The organism is Mesorhizobium sp. M7A.F.Ca.US.014.04.1.1 (assembly GCF_003998745.1).
Taxonomy (GTDB): domain Bacteria; phylum Pseudomonadota; class Alphaproteobacteria; order Rhizobiales; family Rhizobiaceae; genus Mesorhizobium; species Mesorhizobium ciceri.
The window spans coordinates 1-21,169 of sequence record NZ_RZRW01000009.1; the positions used below are offsets into that span (position 1 = coordinate 1).

Consider the following 21,169-nt stretch of genomic DNA (forward strand, 5'->3'; position numbering starts at 1 on the left):
GACGAGCGCGACGACACGGTGGCCGCCGTGCTGAAGGAGGTTGGGCTCGATCCGGCGACCCGCAACCGCTACCCGCACGAGTTTTCCGGCGGCCAGCGCCAGCGCGTTGCCATCGCACGCGCCATGGTGCTCAACCCGCGCTTCGTCATGCTGGACGAGCCGACATCGGCACTCGACATGAGCGTGCAGGCGCAGGTCGTCGACCTGCTGCGCAGCCTGCAGGCCAAGCACGATCTCGCCTATCTCTTCATCAGCCATGATTTGAAAGTCATCCGGGCGCTCGCCAACGACGTCATCGTCATGCGCAATGGCAGGATCGTCGAAGCCGGCCCTTCCCAGCAGATTTTTGAAAATCCGCAAACCGACTATACTCGGGCGCTGATCTCGGCCGCCTTCAAGATCGAGACGGCACCGGTCGGCATCGTCAGCGAGTGATTTGCGTAAAGAGGGACTAAAGGACCGCAATGGAAAAAGGCCGCATCCTGCTTGCCGTCACCGGCTTTCATCCGCAGCGCTGGCGCGACCTGCTGTCGGCCGAACGCGAGGTGGTGCTGGAGCCGGACGGCGCCAGCGACCCCTCGATCACCTATGCCGTTGTATGGAAGCAGAAGCCGAACATCCTGGCGTCGCTGCCCAATCTGCGCGCCATCTTCTCGATCGGCGCCGGCGTCGACCATATCTTCGCCGATCCCGGCCTGCCCGACGTGCCGATCGTCAAAATCGTTGCCGACAACCTCACCCAGTACATGACGGAATATGTCGTCTGGCGGGTGCTCGACCATCACCGCCAGGGCCTGCTCTACCGGTCGCAGCAGTCGAAGAAGATCTGGCATGAGCCGCAGCAGAGGCCTGCCGGTGACATTTCGGTCGGCATCATGGGCCTCGGCAGTCTCGGCCGCGCCGCGGCCTCGGTGCTGCTCTCGCTCGGCTTTGCCGTCAATGGCTGGTCGCGCACCGACAAGGCCATGCAAGGCGTCGCGACCTATTCCGGCGAAGCTGGATTGATCCCCTTCCTCAAGGCAACCGACATCCTGGTGGTGCTTCTGCCGCTGACGCCGGAGACCAAGGGCATCATCAACTACGGCGTGCTGAAGGAGCTGCGGAAACGCAACGGCCTCGGCGGCTCGGTGCTGATCAATGCCGGGCGTGGCCGCCTGCAGAAGGATGCCGACATTTTGCGGGCGCTGGATGACGGCACGTTGAAGGAGGCAAGCCTCGACGTGTTCGAGGTCGAACCGCTGCCGAAGACCAGTCCGCTGTGGGGGCATCCGAAAGTGTTCGTGACGCCACACGCGGCGGCGACCTCCGATCCGGTGCATCTGGCGCCGATCATGCTGCGCCAGATGGACGCCTTCGAACGCGGCGAAAAGCTCGACAATCTGGTGGACCGCGATGCAGGGTATTAGCCAGGACAAGGCCTCATCGGGCCAGGTCCCACTCCCGGAAGCACTTCTTGATTGCCCGCAGTGACGATAACTGCACCTTTGGCAGATCAATCTGCTCGAACATAGCCAGGTAGCGTTTGCGATTTTTCGGCGTGGCGACAGTGATATGGCGGATCATATCCCATTTGACGCTGTCGCGCCCGCCCTCCAAGGCACCGCGCCTCTCCCGCTCCAACAACGTCCGGCGAAAATAGCGCAACAAACTTGCGGGTGTGGAAATGTCCAACAGGATCAATCCCGTCGCCCGCCGAAAACGTTGCGGCATACCTACCGAATAATTCCCATCCATCACCCAACGCTCTCCGGCGATTGCGGCGTCGTGCAAGGCAATGAATTCGTCCCTTGGGCGCGCTTCCCAATCCGTGTTCGGGAGATGGAAGAGCTGATCGAGGTGAACAGTCGCCAGATCACGCTTGCGGGCAATCGCGTCGGCGAGGGTCGACTTGCCACTGTTGGACGGCCCCAAGATACATATGCGGTCCCCGAGCTCCGAGAGATGCATCCGATCGTGCCCTGCAAGGTGGTTTGTTGCCTGCGATTCTCGACCCGTAGCCGCCTCCGACCTCTAGCCAGGCAGAGCGATCTTCTTCTGCTTCTCCGGCTGGCCGCAGTCGCGTCGGTCGATCGACCGGTTCATGGCATCGATCTCACCGCTCGCCTTGTCGGTATCGCGCTTGGCCTTGGAGCGCATGTCCGGCGTGAACGGGCCGAAGCCCATCGCCGGATTGGAGAAGGTCGGCTTGGCCTTGATCGGCAGGTTGTATTGCTGCGCCAACCCGTTGCGCTGCGCCAGCAACTGGTCGCACGGCACGGTGTCGTATTGCAGGGAGGACTGGACGTTCGCATCCTGCTGTTCCGACATCGACGTGCCGCCGACACAGCCGGCGGTCAGCAGGCAAGAGGCCAAGATCATCATGTTCCAGCGCATCGGCTATGCTCCTCCTGATATCCCGCCCTGACGCGAGCAGATCGCAAATATCAGTCGCGCATGCAAATCGGACTTTTTCACAGCAGGAATATTTGCGAGGCGGCGAGGCTGCCCCTCCGCAGGCGCGTGGCTGACGGAGCATCAAACGAAAAACCCGCCTGTGCGGCGGGTCACTGGCGCAAATCAGCACCATGAGCGAAAATGTACCATAGCTGAGGGCAGGGCGTCAAGAAAAAATTCCTATCGCACCCGACGAAAAGCTGCCGACACCGCCGACCGGCTGTCGTCAGGTCTTTTGTTCAGCTGAGTTCGGAGCCCTGGCCACAACGACCAACCCGTTGACGTGTTCCCCGCGATCCTGCCGGATCGCGGTTGGTTCCAGTGACAGGACCGAAAGCCCGTTGGCGGCCAGCACGTCGAGCACATAGCGTTGCGCATGCGCATAGCGGCGTGACGGCAGCAGCGCGAAATCGCCATCGCCAGCCAGCGTCTCGACGGAAAACGCGAACAGGCCATCCGTGGCCAGCAAGCCGGCAATCGTCTTCACCACGCCGCCCAGCGCACCGACATAGATGAAAACATCGGCCACCGTCACCAGATCGGCTTTCGGACCGGCATAGGGAAAATCCCGCAGATCAGCCTTATCGAGGAAATCGTAGACGCCCTTGGCCCGCGCCTTTCTCAGCATTTTGGCCGAAATGTCATACCCCTCCAGCCGGTCGGCGATCGGCCGCAGCCTCTGCCCCATCAGGCCTGTGCCGCAGCCGAGATCGAGCGCCAGCGCGAAGCGGCCCGGCCTTGCCGCTCGAATGGCCTGGTCGAGCATCCCAGGCAGGCGGTAACCCAGCCTGCCGACCAGGGACTCGTCGAAGCTCTCGGCATAATGGTCGAACAAGGTCTCGACGAAGGCGCTGGGGAGCGCATCGACCGCCGGCGCCTTGCCGATCAATTGCAGGTTCAGTGCAGCGCCTTGACGATCCGATGGATCGAGTTGCAACGACATCGTCCACGCCTGTGCGGCCAGATCCGCCGCGCCCGCCGCCTGCTGCATCTCGCCGAGACGAAACCAGCCCATCGCCCATTGCGGCGTTATTTCCAGCGCACCGAGCAGCAATTCCGCCGCCGCCGCATGATCGCCATCCGCGTGCAGCATCTCGGCATAGTCGGCGCGGCGATCGGCGTTCAAGTCGCCTGACGAGGCCTGAAGCGGTTTCATGGCGGCGGGTCCTGCCGGCGGATCGAGCCGGCGGTGCTCTATGCGGGAGTCAGCAGTGACTTACAACAGGCTTCCCGCCGCGGAATTATATCCTATCTTGGAGACCATGCGCACCAGTGTTCTGCTTCATCCCCGGCCCGAGGGCCTCTATTGCCCGCCGGGCGATTTCTTCATCGACCCGGTTCGGCCGGTCAACAGGGCACTGATCACGCATGGCCATTCCGACCACGCGCGTTCCGGCCACCGCTCGGTGCTGGCGACGCAGCAGACGCTCGACATTATGGGGCTGCGCTACGGCGAGGGTTTCGCTGGCACGACGCAAGCGGCACAACTGGGTGAGACGATTGCCCTCGATGGCGTCAGCGTCAGCTTCCATCCGGCCGGCCATGTGCTGGGCTCGGCGCAGATAGCGGTCGAGCATCAGGGCACGCGCATCGTCGCTTCCGGCGACTACAAGCGGCAGAGGGACGCGACCTGCGCGCCATTCGAGCCGATCCCGTGCGATGTGTTCATCACCGAAGCGACGTTCGGCCTGCCGGTGTTTCGCCATCCCCCGGACACCGAAGAAATCGCCCGCCTGCTGAAATCGGCCGCGCAGTTCCCTGAACGCTCGCATCTGGTCGGCGCCTATGCGCTGGGCAAGGCGCAACGGGTGATGCGGCTGTTGCGCGACGCCGGCTACGACAGGCCACTCTACATCCATGGCGCGCTGGCCAAACTCAGTGAGTACTACCAGAGCCAAGGCATCGATCTCGGCACCCTCGAACCGGCGACCGTCGAAAGCGGCGGCAAGGATGATTTTGCCGGCGCCATCGTCGTCGGCCCGCCTTCGGCCTTCGCGGATCGCTGGGCGCGGCGGTTTCCCGATCCGATCTCGTGCTTTGCGTCAGGCTGGATGCGCATCCGCCAGCGCGCCAAGCAGGGCGGCATCGAACTGCCGCTGATCATCTCGGACCATGCCGACTGGGATGAGCTGACCGCCACCATCAAGGAGACCGGAGCCGAAGAGGTCTGGGTGACGCATGGCCGCGAGGAGGCGCTGGTCCGCTGGTGCGAACTCGAAGGCATCGCGGCAAAGCCACTGCACCTGGTGGGCTACGAGGACGAGGGCGATTGAAGCCATGAACCGCTTCGCCGAACTTCTCGACCGCCTGGTGCTGACGCCGTCGCGCAATGGCAAGCTGACCTTGCTGACCGACTATTTCCGCAGCGTCGAGGATCCCGATCGCGGCCTGGCGCTGGCTGCCATCACTGGCGATCTCCACATCGCCGCGGTCAAGCCGGCGATGCTGCGCATGCTCGTCACCGAGCGCATGGATCCGGTGCTGTTCGGCTATTCCTACGACTATGTCGGCGATCTCGCCGAAACGGTGTCGCTGGTCTGGCCGCAAACGCCCGGAAACACCCCGAACCGCGAGCCGACGCTTGGCGAGGTCGTCGCCAAGCTGCAGGCGGCAAGCCGCTCCGACGGACCGAAGGTGCTGGCAGGGCTGCTCGACAGCGCCGGCATCTCGGCACGCTTTGCCATCATCAAGCTGGTCACCGGCGGCCTGCGCATCGGCGTGTCGGCGCGTCTGGCCAAACAGGCGCTGGCGGATTTCGGCAAGGTCGAGGTCGCGGAGATCGAGGAGCTCTGGCACGGGCTGTCACCGCCTTACACAGCGTTGTTCGCCTGGCTGGAAGGCAAGGCCGAAAAGCCCAGGAACACGGCGTTGGCATTGTTTCGCCCGGTGATGCTGTCGAACCCGGTCGGCGACGGCGATCTCGAAAAGCTCGATCCGGCGGATTATGCCGCCGAATGGAAATGGGACGGCATCCGTGTCCAGGCGGTGGCGGAGGGCGGCATCCGCCGGCTCTATTCGCGCACCGGCGATGACGTTTCGGGCGCCTTTCCGGACCTCGCCGAGGCCATGCATTTTTCCGCAACGCTGGACGGCGAACTGCTTGTCGGCGATCCCCGGGAGGCGACGGGAACCTTCTCCGATCTGCAGCAACGGCTGAATCGCAAGACGGTGGCACCGAAGATGCAGCAGCAATACCCGGCCTTCATGCGCTGCTACGATCTGCTCCAGGTCGGCGGCGAGGATTTGCGCGCGCTGCCGTTTCGCGAACGGCGCGGCCGGCTGGAAAGCTTTGTCGCGACACTCGACCCGAGCCGTTTCGATCTGTCGCCATTCGTCGACTTCACGGACTGGCAAACGCTGGAGGAACTGCGCCGGGCGCCGCCGCATCCGATCATCGAAGGCGTCATGCTGAAGCGCTGGGACTCAGCCTATGTCGCCGGCCGGCCGAAAGGTCCGTGGTTCAAGTGGAAACGCGATCCGCACACAGTGGACGCGGTGCTGATGTATGCGCAGCGCGGCCACGGCAAGCGCTCGAGCTTCTACTCCGACTATACGTTCGGTGTCTGGTCCGGTGCCGAAGGCGAGGAGGAGCTGGTGCCGGTCGGCAAGGCCTATTTCGGCTTCACCGACGAGGAGCTGAAGCAGATCGACAAATATGTCCGCGACAACACGGTCGAGCGTTTCGGCCCGGTGCGCTCGGTGCGCGCCGACCGCGACAATGGCCTGGTGCTGGAAGTCGCCTTCGAAGGACTGAACCGCTCGACCCGGCACAAATCCGGCGTCGCCATGCGCTTTCCCCGCATTTCGCGATTGCGCTGGGACAAGCCGGCCAACGAGGCCGACCGCATCGAAACGCTGCAGGCGCTGCTCGACCGCTAATTTCGCGCGTGCAGGGTTCGCTATGGCTCGATCGAAACGCGGATTTCGTAGATGTCGGCGGCCTTGCCCTGCTTGTCGAAGTCGGAATTGATGGCAATGGTGCCGGCCGAGCCCGGATGCTTGTCGGGAAACTGCACGTCGAACAGATATTCGTTCTGCTGCTGGCCGACTGCGTAGCGCTTGCGGCCGCAGTCGCCGAGTTCGCCGAAATTGCAGTCGACGGAAATCTGCGTCTCCTTGCCTTCCTCGGAACGGGCAATGATGTCGAACACGGCATGTTTGCCGGCCAGTTTCTCCAGCACGCCTTGTCCGACGTCGAAGCTGATCGCCGAACCGGACGCGCCGGAACGGATGCGCAGGAACGAACCGGTATCGTCCTTCATCACCTCGGCCCTGGCGTCCGACGGCGCGCTGACATGCGATGCATCGGCCGGCGAAAACACATTGATCCAGTCGCGCGACTGGTCGGCGGCGCCGGGCTTTGCCGGACCGCCGTCGGCCGGTGTGAAATCGTCGTCCTCGACGGTCGGCGGCGCTTCAGGCGGGGCGGTATCGAGCTGCGCCGACGTCTTGAAGACGCCGGTCTGCACGGCGAAGAACAGGCCGATGCCAACTGCTGCCAGCAGTGTCACGGTCAGGAAGATGGCGGTCAGCGGCAGGCGACGCCCTCTTATGCGTCGTTCATCGCGGTCGGGCGCCACTTCCGTGGTCGCGCCGGCCGAGGCCGGAACCGACATGTCGATGGCCGGAGCATCGGGAAGCGTGGCGTCCGGCATGATGTCGGGAACGACGGGCAGGACGCGCGAGCGCGGCGCATCGGCAGCGGATTGCACGGGGCCGTCGACGACGACATCGGGGGACGATGCCTGTCGGCCGGTTTCGACCGCGGGCGCCGAGTCCGCTCCGAGTTCGACCGCCGGTGCATCGCCCTGCGGGCCGACATCCGGCACCGCCGGCAGGAACTCGGATTCGATTTCGGTGATTTTCGCCTGGATTGCCTTGCGGCGCTTGATGGCGACCTCAACGGTCACACCGGGATTGGCCTGGAGCGCGCGATCAAGCGCGGCAAAAGCCGAGCGATAGACCCTCTCGCGGAACGCGCGGTCCTCGGCATTGCCTTTCTCCAAGGCGTTCCGGATCGCTTTTTCGATCGCGTCCAAGCGGGTCCCTCTGTCTTTGCCTACCTTGCCGTGATCGTTAGCCGCAGGCGACCAATCAATCAACGGGCGAGCGGCGCATTCTGCCTCGCAGAGGTATGCAAAGTCCATTCCGGCGCTGTTCCGGCAACAAAATCAGCATGTTTCACCGATTTTCACGCGCGGAGAGCGCACGTACCGTGCGCCGCATCCCTTGGCGATTGATTGGCGGACAAGGCGGCGGCCGGCTTTCGAGGGTGCCATGACGCCGCCGCAGGAATTGCCAAGTCGCATCTTGAATTCGCGCCCGGTTGCGTCTATCACCGCCGCATCTTGGAGGCGTTGGCTTCCCGGGCCGCTTTAGCTCAGTTGGTAGAGCACCGCATTCGTAATGCGGGGGTCGCGTGTTCGAGTCACGCAAGCGGCACCATTTACTTGTTCACAGCCGTCCATTCGTTTGGGGCCGCAACCCCAACATCTCACGACCTAGATGGGACGGCTGACGTGCCTCGGGACTGCTTGAAGTCGGTGGGAGTAAGGCCAGTTTGGCGCTTGAAGGCGCGGCTGAAGTGTCCCGCATTGCTGAAGCCACAGCGGAATCCAATCTCGCCCATGTTTAGGTCGCTAACCTCGAGGAGCGTCTTTGCGTAGTGCACGCGTATCGCGAGATATGCCGACAGTGGGCTCCTACCGATTTCAGCAAAAAACAACCGTTCAAGCTGTCGTCTCGAAACGCTGAGCGATCTTGCAATGTCGCTGACAGCCAACGTTTCTTGGACGTTGCTCTCCATGAGAAGGAGGGCACGCCTCAGTTGTCTACTTTCGGCGTTTGGGAAAAGATCTCCCACGGGCTGGACGTCGCGGGTCGTCCTGACCCGATCAAGAATAAGGATCTTGGCAGCTTTCTCGCTAGCTTTCTTACCAATGGACTCTGCCACAAAATGACCAGCCAGGTCGGCCGCTCCGACACCGCCAGCGCAGGTTGCGCGGCTTCTGTCGACGGAGAACAGGCTATCCGCATGTGCCAAGACTTGCGGGAACATGGTACGGAAATCTTTGACGTGGAGCCAGCTCACGGACACGTTGTAGCCGTCCAGCAATCCATATCGAGCGAGTACGAAACTGGCTGTGCAGAGCGCCGTCAATCGAACTCCGCGCGATGCGGCCTTTAGCAGGAAGGCTTCCTTCTGGCTTCCAAGAGTATCGCCCGTGTTCAGAAGCCCGCCAACGACAACGATATCGTCGTATTCCTCCGGGTGCTGGAGTTCTCTCGTCGGCATCACTTCGATGCCGCAACTTGCGCGGATAGGCAAACCACGCTCGCCAACCACTTGCCAGTCGAACTCTACTCTTCGACTCCGATCATCCTCGTCGCCCGCAAGCCGCAGCGTGTCGACGAAAAGCGCAAACGGCGAAAGCGTAAAATGGCGCGTCAGCAGAAACGCAAACTTTCTGGCCATCTCTCGTCATCACCGGTTAGGTCGGAGAACTACTGCAGCGTATCGAAAAGTGCCGCGACGATCATTTCAGGCGCATCTTCCTGGACGAGATGACCTGCTTGAGGCACGGCCGTCATCACCCCGTTGGTGAGCTTCTCGGACAATTTCTGTCCTTGCGCGATTGGGATCCACTCGTCTTCACGACCCCATAGAATTCGAACGGGAAAATTCATCGGCCTATAAAGCTTTTCGACTTCGTCGGTGAATTTTTGATCCATTTGGGCGATCTGTCGATAGAAGGCCGGCTTGCCTACGGGCCCAAGCCAAGGCTGCATATAGAGGTCCAGAGCTTCGCTGCGAAGGGTCTGGAACGCCGCGCCTTGCAGGTACGCTCGCAAGATCGATTCGTGAATGTAATCGGGGGCGCCGGCAAACGCGGCTTCATGCTTTCGCGCATGCTGCACCAAGGCGGAGCCCCAAGGGGCGACCGCCACAGGGTCGACCAACAACAGGCTACGATACCGCACATCGTTAAGATAGTGGGTGCGAAGTGCAGTCGAGCCGCCAAAATCATGACAAAGGACGTCAGGCTCCTTCACGCCCCACTCCTTCAACAGTGAGGCAAAAAGTTTGTTCTGCACGCCTAGCGACACATCCTGACCATCCGCCTTTGCGGATTGACCATATCCGAGGAGATCGAAGAAATAGACCGTCCGGCGTGAAGCTATGAGAGGCGCTATGCGGCGCCATACTTGTGACGAAAACGGCGTTCCATGAAGCATCACCAAGGGAGCGCCCTCCCCGATCCGGCCCCACGCAACGTCCTGGCCTTCAAAACGAAACGACTGATCTAGCTTCAGCATCGGTGCCTCTTGATAACCTCTATGATGATGATTGCGGAAATCGTGCCAAGGCGGAACGATCCCGAGCGACATAGCCTATCGTTCTGCGCGGTTCCCTGGATTCGCCGGCTGATTGGCAGAGTACAACACCGGTCGAAATGAAATGGTGCCCCCACCGTTTTCGCTACCCCACAGTCCGCCGTATCCAATCATGGCCGCCATGATCTGGTCCTTTGTCACTCGACCCAACGGTTTGCCGTGTCCGTCGACGACGACGCTCTCGTGCCCGCCATGCTGGCACATCAGCTTTGCAGCCGCATTCAGGGTGGTGTCAGCTGAGAGAAGAGATTTCGGCAAAGCGCTCGCCGGATTTGACGGCGTCATAATCGCGTCAACTCGTATTATACGTCCTCTGTTGACGTCCTTTACAAACGAGGCCACGTAGTCATCTGCCGGCCGAAGAACGATGTCCTGGCTCGAACCTTGTTGAACCACCTCGCCGTTGCGAAGGATGGCAATCTGGTCTCCCAGTCTCAACGCCTCATCAAGATCGTGCGTGATGAACACGATCGTTTTTTTCACCTCCTGCTGAATATTCCGCAGCATCTCCTGCATGTCTGACCGAATGAGGGGATCGAGGGCAGAAAACGCCTCGTCCATCAGCAGGATTGGCGAGTCGCTTGCCAAAGCCCGAGCCAACCCGACACGTTGCTGCATGCCGCCCGAAAGCTGGTTCGGATACCGGTCTTCAAATCCGTTCAACCCAACGCGTGAAATCCAGCGCATCGCCTTTTCACGATGCCTATAGCGATCGCCGCCTTGGATCTCCAGGCCGTACAGGGTGTTCTCCAGAACGTTGCGATGCGGAAGCAAAGCAAATTTTTGAAACACCATCGCCGTGGTGTTGCGACGAAAGGCCCGCAAAGCATGCTCATCCAATTTGAGAACGTCCTGGCCGCCAACGATGATCTGGCCAGCCGTCGGCTCAACCAGCCGGTTGATGTGCCGTATCAAGGTGGATTTCCCGGATCCCGAAAGGCCCATTATGACGTGGACCTGACCAGCAGCCATATTGATGCTAACGTCGTTCAGTCCAAGGACAAGCCCGTGGCGTTCGTTCAACTCATCTTTCGTCATCCCTCTCGCCAATGCATTCAGGTGGTTGTTGGCATTGGCTCCGAAGATCTTGAACAGATGTGAGATAACGATTCCGACTTGTTTTTCTTCACGATCAGGCATGCATCAACTCCAGGTGTCGCTGCAGCCGCTTGCCATAAGCTTGGCTGATACGGTCAAAAATGATGGCGATACCAACAATGGCTAGTCCATTGAACAAACCCAGCGTGAAATACTGATTGTTGATCGCTTTGAGGACCGGTTGACCCAAACCCTGCACCCCGATCATCGAGGCAATGACGACCATGGCTAGTGCCATCATGATGGTCTGATTGACGCCAGCCATGATGGTCGGCAGCGCCAGGGGAATCTGGACGTCTCGCAGCTTTTGCCAATTGGACGAACCGAAGGCATCGGCCGCCTCTAATACATCCTTGTCCACGAGGCGGATGCCCAGATTTGTCAGCCTGATCATGGGAGGGATCGCATAGATTACGACGGCTATCACACCAGGAACCTTGCCGATTCCCAGCAGCATCACCACCGGGATCAGATAAACGAAGCTTGGCATGGTTTGCATGACATCGAGTACCGGATTGATGACCCTCTGGATGCGCTCCGATCTCGACATCGCAATTCCAACCGGCGCACCGAGCACGATGGCTATGATCGTCGAGACAAGGATCATGGACACCGTCTTCATCGTATCGTCCCACATGCTCAGGAACCCGATTGCAACGAGGGTGACGACGGTTCCAGCCACGGTTGTCAAGTTTCGGGATGCAAGCCATGCCAGCCCAGCCGCCAGCGAAATGATCAGCGGCCAGGGCGTGTCGGTTAGAAAGTGCTCGCACTTGATCAGAAGGTACTGCAACGGCGCGAAAACGCCCTCAATTGAATCGCCGTATGTTCGGGTGAAGGTTCGAAAAGCGTCATCCAGCCCCTTTTTGACAAGCCGCAAGGCCTCGTCATTGAGATGGGGAAAATTTGTCAGCCAATCCATGAGGAATTCTCGGTCGGTCAGCCCAGTGAGGGCAATGGCGGTCGCAATGATGGCCGCTCTAAAGGCCACCACCGCGACACGTTGATTAAAGTGCCGCTTTGATTTTTCCGGCGACGCCGACCGGGACCCACTTGGCCCAGATATCCTCGCGTGTCTTGAGGAAATACCTTGCCGCATCGTCACCAGTGGCCTGGTTGTCGGTCATCCAGGTCAAGAGACCGTTCACCGTATCGTTGGACCACGACCGGGTTTGCAGGTACTCCATCACTGCGGGATCAGTACGATCCGAAAAGCCTTTCGTGACGATCGTCTTTACTCGATCTTGCGGCCAAACGTTTGGCTTTGGATCGGCACAATCCGCCACTGTATTGCAACGCTTCCATTCAGCCTGATTGTAAGGAACCCCGAAGTCGAGCTTCACCATTTCATACTTTCCCAGAATCGACGTCGGAGCCCAATAGAATCCGAGCCAGCCTTGGTGGCGCTCATATGACTTTGCTATCGATCCATCCAAGCCGGCTGCCGATCCGGTGTCGATCAAGGTGAAGCCGGCTTTTTCAGCGCCGTAGGCTTTGAAGAGCTGCGTTGTAACAACCGTCGCGCCCCAGCCCTGAGGCCCATTGAAGACCGCCCCTTTCGATGAATCTTCAGGTGCTGGAAAGAGCTCCGGATGTTTGAGCGCATCCGCAATGGTTTTGATATCCGGATGTGCTTCGGACACATACTTTGGAATCCACCACCCGTTGACGCCACCATCTTTGAGGGCCGCGCCAGTTTCAACAAGCTTGCCTAGCTTGATGCCGGTAGCGACAACATCTGGCAGCAGATCGACCCAGATCTCGGGAGCAACATCGGGCTTTCCCTTTTCGATCATGGAGGTGACCGTCGGCACGGTGTCCCCTTCGAGAATTTCCGCATCACATCCGAACCCAGCTTTAAGAATGAACTTGTCCAGGCTTGCCAGCACTTCAGCGCTCTGCCAATTCATGCTGGAGATTGTCAGCTCACCGCAGCTTGATGCAGCATTCGCAGGGAGTGACTCCAGTACAAGAATTGTCAGGCATGCCGCCGCCAGTGGGAGATTTTTCACGTCGTTTCCCCTTTCATTTGCCTATGTGTTACTGAGTAGCGCGCTTGATCGGAGCCGGTCTGTCCGGCGACCGTGATGACGGAACAGACACGCAACGCATCAAAGAGCGCAGCATGGATGTTCCTCGAAGAGACCGCGTCACCAATCCGGAACAACACGAAATCACCGGCCGGGTTCACCGTTCGGTACTCGGCTTTGCCGTCCAATAGAGATGCTACTTCTATTTGGCCGTTGTTGACTGAATGACTTTGAAGATCGAAGTACAATTCAGCGTTTTCTTCCGTCCCGACTTCATAGAAGACATGATCGGCCTGGAATTTTTCTTCCAGGTCGGTGAGGACGTTTCGCACGGTGACGGTCAAACGGTTGCCGTCAGGGCTCAAGGCAACGATCTCACGGTCGGTGAGGAAGTTCACCCCGCGCTGATACAGGTTGCGCATGCCGACGCCGTAGTTCGTCGGCCCGAGATTATGAAGAGGTGTGCGATCCGGCGTTAAGAGAGTGACGCAAGCACCGGATTGGGTTGCTACCTCCGCCGCCACCAGCGAGTGATGGTCGCCTCGATCGTCGAAAATGATGACCTCTCCAACAGGAGGCTGTCCGGTGAACACGTCCCAAATCGGCCGGGCAAGATGCGCGCCGCCAATGTTCAGCGAGCGCGGCAGTGCGCCTGTCGCGATCACCACCAACACAGGTTTCTCACGCAGGATGTCCTCGGCTTCCGCCAGCATGTTGTAGCGAACATCAACGCCGAGATGCTCGAGTTCATTGACCAGCCAATCGATGATCCCGCGCATCTGGCGCCTGGTGGAACCTCCGGCCGCCATGTTAATCTGTCCACCCAGCTGGTTGGACGCTTCGAACAGGGTCACCCTGTAACCCCGCTCGGCGAGAACACGGGACGCCTCCAGTCCTCCTGGGCCTCCACCAACAACGACAGCGCGCAAACCCGCTATTTCATGGCGGCGAAAGCGATGCGGGAAGAAACGCTCGCGACCGGTCGCGGCATTCTGGCCGCATAAAGCGTCTTTGCCTTGATTAACCCGGTCTGCGCAGTAGTTCATTCCGACGCAGGTGCGGATACGATCTTCCTGCCCGGTTTGCAGCTTTGAGACCAGGTAGGGATCGGCGATGTGAGCCCTGGTCATTCCCACCATATCGACAATGCCGTCGCGCAGGGCATGGCGAGCAGTTGCGATATCGGCAATGCCTCCTGCATAGAATATAGGTAGTGAAACGGCCTCACGTATGTCTTTGGCAACTCCAAGGAAACGGGCTGCGGGAGTGCCCATAGGAGGCATCCATTGAGCCAAGCCCAGATCGTCGTATGGCGCTCCCGCAAGCACGTTGAGGAAGTCGACCAGGCCGCACTGCTCAAGCCGCTGGGCGATCTCGATGCAGTCCTCGCGGCTGAGCCCACCTTTGAGGAAATCGTTACCGGTGATCCTCAGTCCTATGATGAACTCGTCACCCACAGCATCGCGGACGCCGTTCAGGACGTCGAAGGTGAGTCGAAGCCGGTTCTCCAGGGAGCCGCCATAATCGTCCTGTCTGAAATTGATCAGAGGGGATAGGAATTGTCCCAGCAAGTGCGAGTGCGACAGGATTTCGATTCCGTCAAAACCGCCCTTTTTGCATCGTGCCGCCGCGGCCGCAAAGTCCTTGGTGACGCGTACTATATCAGCCCTTTCCATACTCTTTGGATAGGCTCGGTGCGCCCGTTCTCGCGTGTTAGATGGTCCTATTACTGGCAGCCATTCCCCTACGTCGCTGGATGTACGCCTCCCCATATGTGTCAGCTGACACATAATCGCGGCGCCATGGGAATGAACGCCCCCGGTAAGCAGTTCAAACCAAGGCAGGATGCTGTCATCGCCGGCATAAAGTTGCCCAAACGCGGACGGGCTGTCCGACGAAACGTTGGTCGATCCCCCCACCACCGTTAGAGCAAGCCCTCCCTTGGCCTTCTCCTCATGATAGAGCCGGTAGCGCTCCGTAGGCCAACCGTTCTCTACATAAGCCGGCGCATGAGCGGTGCTCATAATCCTGTTTCGAAGTTGCAGAGACCTGAGCTGGAATGAATCGAGCAACGGGTCCTTTTGTCGATGGCTATCGTGAGATGGCACTCTTGGCTTCCTCAGCGTATTATGGCTGGGACTATGATTACGGGGTGCTTTTCGGATAGTCAGCGTAAGATCGATCACGCCTGAGGTAAATCAGATTGACGTCTCGTCCGCCTTTGAGATTGCCGCCACTACACAGTCTGGTCGCGTTCGAAGCGGCGGGAAGCCACATGAATTTTACCGCTGCGGCTCATGAGTTGAATGTCACCAGGGAAGCGGTAAGCATGCAGGTCAGGCTCCTGGAATCCAGGCTTGGCGCCAAATTGTTCGAGCGGGGGCAACGAGGCGTGGCACTTACAGAATATGGGCGCCAATTTCACAATACAGTTTCAGAAAGCTTATGGCTGATCTCAAGGGAGTTTAACGAGAAAGTCGCTGACATTCCGGCAAATGTAACAGTTAGTACAACCGTTGCATTTGGAAGTTGCTGGCTGATGCCGAGGTTGGCTGATTTTCGAATTCGCAATCCCGGGATCAATATAAAACTGGTTGAAACCGATGAATGCTTGGATATGAGCAAATTCGGGATAGACATTTCGATTAGATATGGTCGCGGTGACTGGAATAAATTGAAGTCCGAGAAAGTGTTTAGTGAGGAGTTTTTTCCGATTTGCAGCCCAGGATATGTAAATTCTGTCGGCGCCGAAAACTTCCGCAAGTTTCAAAACGTGACGCTGCTGCATCTAGATGGGCGGGCTCACGAATGGGAGAATTGGGACAAGTGGCTTGAATTCGCGAAGCTAACTTCTTTACGCCCTCAGCAAGGAATCTGGTTTCAAAATTACGACAATCTGCTGCGGGCCACCCTCGAAGGGCAAGGGTTGGCGTTGGGATGGACACGCCTTGTTGAGGAGAAGCTGTCAAATGGGAGTCTCGTACGCCCTTTTGACCTCGCCTTCACGACCGGCAATGGCTACTACATTGTTGAAGCTCCAGCGAATGCTCCAAATCGTGCCAGCAAGATCTTTAGGAACTGGATACGCGACAAAATGCGCATCTAGTCCCGTCGCCGTCGGGCGCTTATGGAAACCATGCAAGGATTTTTTCGTGTGTAACAGCGCCGTTACCCGCTGAAGGCCGCACACAGTAGTGTTCTTGTACATCGCGGATTTATACTGATTCGTAACTGGCCAGCTTTCCAGTTGAGTTCATGGACGACGCGCCCTCACTGGGATGGCCGATCCCATGCCGACTCAAGGCGCGGGCAAGGACGTTACGGGACGATCTCTAGGGAACTCGTTGCGACCCGCTTGGCATCGAAAACGATTTTGATTCTAATGGCTTGAGCCGGCAATTGGCTGCCCGCAAGCGCACCATCCCCCCTCCTTTTCGTCGTCTACCCCTTCGCATCTGGTGCAAAGGATTGCGGCGCCGGCCTGGCAGATCTGCCATTGTCGAGACCCCGGTTTGGTGTGAAACTCATGGCCTCAGCATGGGAGGTCAAAAAATGCCCAACAATTTCAAGACCGGAGACGTGGTCAAGCTGAAATCCGGAGGCCCCAGGATGACGGTCAGCGATGGCGCAGCCTCGGGCATGTATCTGTGCCACTGGTTCAATCGCGAGGGCGAGGTGTGGACCCCGCAGCATGCCGGGTTCAAGCCCGAACAACTGATTGCGGCCGACCAGTCGGACTAGAGCTCCTTCCATCCCGATCGACGGGATGCGCACCCGAGCACGAACGGATCAGCACGCGCGACCGACGGATTTTCCGGGTCGCGGCGTTTAACGGTTGAAGCGCGATGACGGCACAAGCCGTCTGCGTCGCGCCAAGCTGGAGACGCACAACATGATCAGCCGTTCGATATTAGTCGTTGCCTTGAGTTTGCAGACCGTTGCGGCTCTTGCCCAGGCAACGACCCCGCCTGCACCGCAGACCGCCGCGCCACTTGCCGCGCCAGGCGCGTCGGGGAGCAGGTCCGACATCACGCTGGCCAAATTCCAGAAGCGGCGCGAAAAGGCGATCATGGCGGCCGACACGGATGGCGACGGCAAGATCAGCCTGCTGGAATGGGAGGCCTTTCAGGCGAAGCGCAACGTCAAGGGCGACGCCGCCAGATCCTTCGCGCGGATCGATTCCAACCATGACGGCTTCATCGATCGCGCCGAACTCGATGCGTTTTTCGCCAAGCGCTTCGCCCGGCTGGACAAGAATGCCGATGGCATTCTGACAGCCGACGAACTGCCGGGCCACAAAACCGCTCCCAAGCAAGAGCAATGACCAAGAGGCAATGACGCGCGATGAACATCGGGAGTGCGCCGACTGATGGCTGCGGATCCGGACGAGGAGCTGGTTCGCCGTGTCGGCGCCGGCGAGCCGGCAGCCGTGCAAACGCTCGTCGCGCGCAAGCTGCCGCGTATCCTGGCGCTTGCCGTGCGCATGCTCGGCGATGCGGCGGAGGCCGAGGATGTCGCGCAGGAAACCTTCGTGCGGATCTGGCGCCATGCCGCGAGCTGGCGGCGCGGCAATGCGCGCTTCGACAGCTGGATCCACCGGGTGACGCTCAACCTTTGCTACGACCGGCTGCGTCGCAGGCGCGAGTGGGTGACCGGCGACCTGCCGGACGTCGCCGATCCTGCGCCGCTTCCCGATGCTCATTCCGAGGAAGAAGCCCATCGGGTCGAACGGGCGCTGCAAGCCATAGCGCCGCGCCAGCGCGAAGCGATCGTTCTGGTCTACTATCAGGGGATGTCCAATATCGAGGCGGCAGCGACACTGCAGATCAGCGTCGATGCCCTGGAAAGCCTGCTCGCGCGCGGCCGGCGGTCGCTGCAAGCGATCCTGGCGGAGGATGGCGCCGATGAGTAAACGCCGGGCAAGCAGCAACGCAGCACGGCCATTGCGCCTTGCTGGTGCCGCCTGGCGCTCGGCGCCGACGGGCAAGGGGGAGACACATGGCTGAAGGGTCCAGGAACGAACCCGCAATGGATGCCAGGCGCTTTGCCGCCTTGGCGCAGGCCTATGGCGGCGACTTGCGGCGATGGCCCGAGGCCGAGCGAATGGCCGGCACGGTCTTTGCCGCAAGCGACGCGGGCGAGGCCATCTTGAGGCAGGCCGGGACACTTGACGCGCTGCTCGACAGCTACCGCGTCGACGCCCCCGGTAAAGCGCTGCACGGCAGTATCCTGCAGGTCGCCGGCCGGCACCTTGTCCAACGCCGGCGGCAGCGGTTCTGGTGGCTGGGGCTGGGACTCGCAGGCATTGGCCTGGCCGGCGCCGTGGCAGGACTGGCTTTGGTGACCGTCATCACGCCCGAGGTCCAGCCGGACCACACTGTGCTGGATGCCAATGTGACGGCGTTTGGCGATGCCGGCCCGGATGCCGAGAACGGTGAGGAAAGCCTATGAGTACGCGCTGGGTCCGTGGTCTGGTCATTGCTTCCGTGGTGCTGAACGTCTTTCTGGCCAGCGCATTTGTCGGTGGCGCGGTCTGGCTGAGAAATGCCAAATCGGGCTTCTCGCTGGAATCGGCCGGCCGACACCTTCCCGACCAGGATCGCAAGGCGTTCCGCGAGGCGCTGCGCCAGGTTCGCGTGCAGTCCCGTCAGATCATTCTCGATGGCCAGCAGGCGAGGCAGGAGGCAGCGGACCTGTTGCAGCAGCCTGTCATGGACAAGGCCGCCTTGTCCGCCGCCCTGGAACGGGCACGCGATGCCGATGTGACGGTGCGCAGCCGGCTTGAACAGGCCATTGTCGACTTCGCGGCGAGCACATCGCCTGAAAACCGGAGCGTGCTGGCACAGGCGTTGCTGCGCCATATGGAACGCCGCGCCACCGTTACGCCAAAAAAATCGCCATGACGACCGACGGAAAAGACCGGAGACGCCGTTTAACGATGCGAAGGGACAAGCCTGCCCTGTGCACCATACAGGACGGCCATCTTCATCGTCGAAAGCACTCGGAGTCCAATTATGAGTCGCCTGAAAAACTATGCAGCAACCGCTATCCTGGCCATCGGTGGAACTGTCGCGACAGCCTCCGCCTCCAGCGCAATGCCCATCGTGTCCGTTGCGAAGCCAGCCACCCCGGCACTGGTCGAGCATGTCCGCTGGGGCTGCGGCATCGGCTGGCACCCCAACAGATGGGGCCGCTGCGTGCCGAACGGCGTCGTCGTCGTGCGCCCGCGCTACCACTACTGGCACGGTCCGGCCTACGTCTGGCATCCGCATCATCACTGGCGCCACTGGCACCATTACTGATCAAAGCACCGCGGGGCCAGGCACCTTTCGGGGCGGCCCCGCGCGAGCGCTGGCGCGCACCGGACAATCCCGACCAGCCGAGTTAAGGTTAAATCCACTATACATTTGTTCTTAGCCCGCAAATAATCGAAGAATTTCCCGAAACTGTGCTCAGGCATCTTCGTGGGAAAATCTGTGGTTCAGCTTCAAGGTCTTGGACGGGTGCTCTGCCATCCGCTGACGCTGGCCGTGGTCAGCCTTGCAGGCGTCTTCGCCGCCGGACGGGCCGAGCACGAATGGCTGTCGGTGCCGTTCTCGCTGGCGCTGGTGGCTGCCCTTGCCGGACTTCTGTTCCTGGCTTCGGGGCGCCTTGCCTTTTCCGTCTACCTCGCCTGGATGGGCATTGCCTTCGTCACCGTGGTTTCGGCGATCAAGTTCCGGCTGAAAGGATTTTCGCTGCACTTCTACGACACGGTCTTCGTGTCGAGGGACCCGGAAGTGTATCGTTTCCTGCTCGGCTCCTACCTCCATCTGATCGCGCCGGTCGTCATTGCCCTAGGGCTCGGCATCGGGGCGGCGGTGCTTCTGTTCCGGATCGATCGGAAAATCGGCTGGCCGGTGTCGGCACGCGTCCTGGTCATGGCGGCGCTCGTCGTTCTGGTGCCGCTGACCTTTCCGGCCGAGGCCTCGAAGGACCGCTATTTCTACTACATGCAGGGCCGGCACATGTCGGCCTTCTTCGTCTCGCTGCTGGATTTGCACAACCTCGTTGTAGAATCGGGCTTCGAAAAGCGGCTGCAAGCCGTGGCGCCGCAGCCGCCTTTTGCCGACACGGTCGATTGCGGCGACCGGGCTGATCTTCCCGACGTCTTTTTCGTGCTCAGCGAAAGCCAGTCCGATCCCGGCTATTTTCCGCAGGTCGGCAACGGCGCGGGATTCCTGCAGAGATTCGCACCGGGGGCCGGCACGCCGCACCAGATGCAGGTCGAGACGTTTGGCGGCGGCACCTGGATCACCAATCTGTCGCTGATGACCGGCCTGTCGGCCACCGATTTCGGCTGGCGAAGCCCCTATCTGACCATCACCCTGCAGGACAAGGTCGCCGGAGCCTTGCCGGAGGTGCTGGCGCGCTGCGGATATCGGACTGTCGTGATGACGCCGATGGACTTTTCGTTCGTCAATGAAGGGCCGTTCCTGAAATCGATCGGTTTCGAGACCGTGCTCGACATCAAGGACATCGCCGCGCCCTTCTATCACCTGCGCGACAACTTTTATTACCAGGCGGCCGAGGCATTCATCGCCAGGCACCATAGGGAAGACGGCCGGCCGCTGTTCCTCGAAATCCAGACCATGTTTCCGCACTCACCCTATGAGGGGCGGATGGAGCCCGGGCTGAAGGTCGAGGGCGAGCCTTTCTCGGGCGATTTCCAAGCCAATGAGTATCTGCGCCGGATGGCGGTAGCGCGCGGCGATTTCCAGGATTTCCTCGACAAGAGGCAAGCGGATGCCGGTGAACGCGGCGCCGTGGTGCTCGAATTCGGCGATCACCAGTCGTCGGCGACCAAGCCGTTCGTCGAGGCGATCGCCGGGGACGACGCCTTGGCGACCCCTGGCTCGCTTGCCTATCGCACTTTCTACACGCTCACCACCTTCAACCATCCTTTGCGCCATCCGATGCCTGACCTGGCCCCGCTCGACATCGGCTTCCTCAGCGCAAGCCTGCTCGACGCCGCCGGCCTGCCGATGTCGCCTGTCATGGCCGATCTCGTGCGCCTGCGCGACCATTGCGGCGGCAGGTTCCATGGTTGTCAGGATCGTGCGGAGGTCGATGCGCATCTGCGCCGGCGCGTCGATACAGGCCTGCTGCATCTGTTCCCGGAAGCGGTGCCGCTGCATGGGCTGGCGCCGCTCCAATCGGTGGATGCCCGTTAA

General features: G+C 60.4%; 22 protein-coding genes and 1 tRNA gene. 13 read left to right on the plus strand and 10 right to left on the minus strand.

What is annotated here, in order from left to right; all coding sequences use genetic code 11:
* Both EOA22_RS01230 and EOA22_RS01235 read left to right on the plus strand, forming a co-directional pair.
* The coding region (locus tag EOA22_RS01230) for an ATP-binding cassette domain-containing protein (protein WP_127389819.1) at window positions 1-435 on the plus strand (435 nt) is incomplete at its 5' end.
* 29 nt (window positions 436-464) lie between these two features.
* The gene (locus tag EOA22_RS01235; RefSeq protein ID WP_063169972.1) at window positions 465-1,406 is read left to right on the plus strand and encodes a glyoxylate/hydroxypyruvate reductase A; all 942 of its coding nucleotides are present in this window, start codon (window positions 465-467) and stop codon (window positions 1,404-1,406) included.
* Between the two features lie 13 nt (window positions 1,407-1,419).
* On the opposite strand, the gene EOA22_RS01240 is transcribed toward EOA22_RS01235, so the two are convergent.
* From EOA22_RS01240 to EOA22_RS01250, 3 genes are all read right to left on the minus strand, one after another.
* Window positions 1,420-1,947 carry an AAA family ATPase gene (locus EOA22_RS01240; protein ID WP_063169971.1) on the minus strand — a complete coding sequence of 176 codons (528 nt, stop codon included), beginning with the start codon at window positions 1,945-1,947 and terminating at the stop codon, window positions 1,420-1,422.
* Window positions 1,948-2,010: 63 nt separating this feature from the next.
* A complete protein-coding gene (locus EOA22_RS01245) occupies window positions 2,011-2,373 on the minus strand; it encodes a hypothetical protein (RefSeq protein ID WP_063169970.1) in 363 nt (120 codons plus the stop codon).
* Between the two features lie 286 nt (window positions 2,374-2,659).
* On the minus strand, window positions 2,660-3,589 hold the full coding sequence (locus EOA22_RS01250) for a methyltransferase domain-containing protein (protein WP_063169969.1): 930 nt from the start codon (window positions 3,587-3,589) through the stop codon (window positions 2,660-2,662).
* Window positions 3,590-3,695: 106 nt separating this feature from the next.
* Here EOA22_RS01250 and EOA22_RS01255 point away from each other — a divergent pair, with 106 nt between their 5' ends.
* Window positions 3,696-4,706, plus strand: coding sequence for a ligase-associated DNA damage response exonuclease (locus EOA22_RS01255; RefSeq protein WP_063169968.1), 1,011 nt, complete (start codon window positions 3,696-3,698; stop codon window positions 4,704-4,706).
* Between the two features lie 4 nt (window positions 4,707-4,710).
* Window positions 4,711-6,312 carry a cisplatin damage response ATP-dependent DNA ligase gene (locus EOA22_RS01260; RefSeq protein ID WP_063169967.1) on the plus strand — a complete coding sequence of 534 codons (1,602 nt, stop codon included), beginning with the start codon at window positions 4,711-4,713 and terminating at the stop codon, window positions 6,310-6,312.
* Between the two features lie 20 nt (window positions 6,313-6,332).
* Here EOA22_RS01260 and EOA22_RS01265 read toward each other — a convergent pair whose 3' ends face one another.
* A complete protein-coding gene (locus EOA22_RS01265; RefSeq protein ID WP_063169966.1) occupies window positions 6,333-7,472 on the minus strand; it encodes a hypothetical protein in 1,140 nt (379 codons plus the stop codon).
* Window positions 7,473-7,802: 330 nt separating this feature from the next.
* Here EOA22_RS01265 and EOA22_RS01270 point away from each other — a divergent pair.
* Window positions 7,803-7,878 (plus strand) — tRNA-Thr (locus tag EOA22_RS01270).
* 49 nt (window positions 7,879-7,927) lie between these two features.
* On the opposite strand, the gene EOA22_RS01275 is transcribed toward EOA22_RS01270, so the two are convergent.
* From EOA22_RS01275 to EOA22_RS01300, 6 genes are all read right to left on the minus strand, one after another.
* Window positions 7,928-8,908 (minus strand): GlxA family transcriptional regulator, encoded by a 981-nt coding sequence (locus tag EOA22_RS01275; protein WP_063169965.1) that lies wholly within the window; start codon window positions 8,906-8,908, stop codon window positions 7,928-7,930.
* Window positions 8,909-8,937: 29 nt separating this feature from the next.
* Entirely contained in the window at window positions 8,938-9,822 is an 885-nt protein-coding gene (locus EOA22_RS01280; protein WP_348627661.1) for an alpha/beta hydrolase, read from the minus strand.
* 3 nt (window positions 9,823-9,825) lie between these two features.
* Window positions 9,826-10,968 carry a glycine betaine/L-proline ABC transporter ATP-binding protein gene (locus EOA22_RS01285; RefSeq protein ID WP_063169963.1) on the minus strand — a complete coding sequence of 381 codons (1,143 nt, stop codon included), beginning with the start codon at window positions 10,966-10,968 and terminating at the stop codon, window positions 9,826-9,828.
* The gene (locus EOA22_RS01290) at window positions 10,961-11,848 is read right to left on the minus strand and encodes a proline/glycine betaine ABC transporter permease (protein WP_063170454.1); all 888 of its coding nucleotides are present in this window, start codon (window positions 11,846-11,848) and stop codon (window positions 10,961-10,963) included. Before EOA22_RS01290 ends, EOA22_RS01285 begins: the two co-directional genes overlap by 8 nt.
* An 85-nt stretch (window positions 11,849-11,933) precedes the next feature.
* The gene (locus EOA22_RS01295) at window positions 11,934-12,923 is read right to left on the minus strand and encodes an ABC transporter substrate-binding protein (protein ID WP_164746276.1); all 990 of its coding nucleotides are present in this window, start codon (window positions 12,921-12,923) and stop codon (window positions 11,934-11,936) included.
* 11 nt (window positions 12,924-12,934) lie between these two features.
* On the minus strand, window positions 12,935-15,028 hold the full coding sequence (locus EOA22_RS01300) for an FAD-dependent oxidoreductase (RefSeq protein WP_245441299.1): 2,094 nt from the start codon (window positions 15,026-15,028) through the stop codon (window positions 12,935-12,937).
* 155 nt (window positions 15,029-15,183) lie between these two features.
* Here EOA22_RS01300 and EOA22_RS01310 point away from each other — a divergent pair, with 155 nt between their 5' ends.
* The 8 genes from EOA22_RS01310 (at window position 15,184) to EOA22_RS01345 (ending at window position 21,169) form a co-directional block, all read left to right on the plus strand.
* Window positions 15,184-16,062 (plus strand): LysR substrate-binding domain-containing protein, encoded by an 879-nt coding sequence (locus EOA22_RS01310; RefSeq protein WP_275955642.1) that lies wholly within the window; start codon window positions 15,184-15,186, stop codon window positions 16,060-16,062.
* Between the two features lie 446 nt (window positions 16,063-16,508).
* On the plus strand, window positions 16,509-16,697 hold the full coding sequence (locus EOA22_RS01315; RefSeq protein WP_013527958.1) for a DUF2158 domain-containing protein: 189 nt from the start codon (window positions 16,509-16,511) through the stop codon (window positions 16,695-16,697).
* Between the two features lie 94 nt (window positions 16,698-16,791).
* Window positions 16,792-17,280 (plus strand): acid-shock protein, encoded by a 489-nt coding sequence (locus EOA22_RS01320; RefSeq protein ID WP_245265332.1) that lies wholly within the window; start codon window positions 16,792-16,794, stop codon window positions 17,278-17,280.
* Window positions 17,281-17,325: 45 nt separating this feature from the next.
* A complete protein-coding gene (locus EOA22_RS01325; protein WP_024503412.1) occupies window positions 17,326-17,868 on the plus strand; it encodes an RNA polymerase sigma factor in 543 nt (180 codons plus the stop codon).
* An 86-nt stretch (window positions 17,869-17,954) separates the two neighbouring features.
* On the plus strand, window positions 17,955-18,407 hold the full coding sequence (locus EOA22_RS01330) for a hypothetical protein (protein WP_082826640.1): 453 nt from the start codon (window positions 17,955-17,957) through the stop codon (window positions 18,405-18,407).
* A complete protein-coding gene (locus EOA22_RS01335) occupies window positions 18,404-18,859 on the plus strand; it encodes a periplasmic heavy metal sensor (RefSeq protein ID WP_063169958.1) in 456 nt (151 codons plus the stop codon). The genes EOA22_RS01330 and EOA22_RS01335 overlap by 4 nt, the downstream gene beginning before the upstream one ends.
* 111 nt (window positions 18,860-18,970) lie before the next feature.
* Complete coding sequence (locus EOA22_RS01340) at window positions 18,971-19,258, plus strand: hypothetical protein (RefSeq protein ID WP_013527963.1); 288 nt, start codon at window positions 18,971-18,973, stop codon at window positions 19,256-19,258.
* Window positions 19,259-19,432: 174 nt separating this feature from the next.
* Window positions 19,433-21,169 (plus strand): sulfatase-like hydrolase/transferase, encoded by a 1,737-nt coding sequence (locus EOA22_RS01345; RefSeq protein WP_244514259.1) that lies wholly within the window; start codon window positions 19,433-19,435, stop codon window positions 21,167-21,169.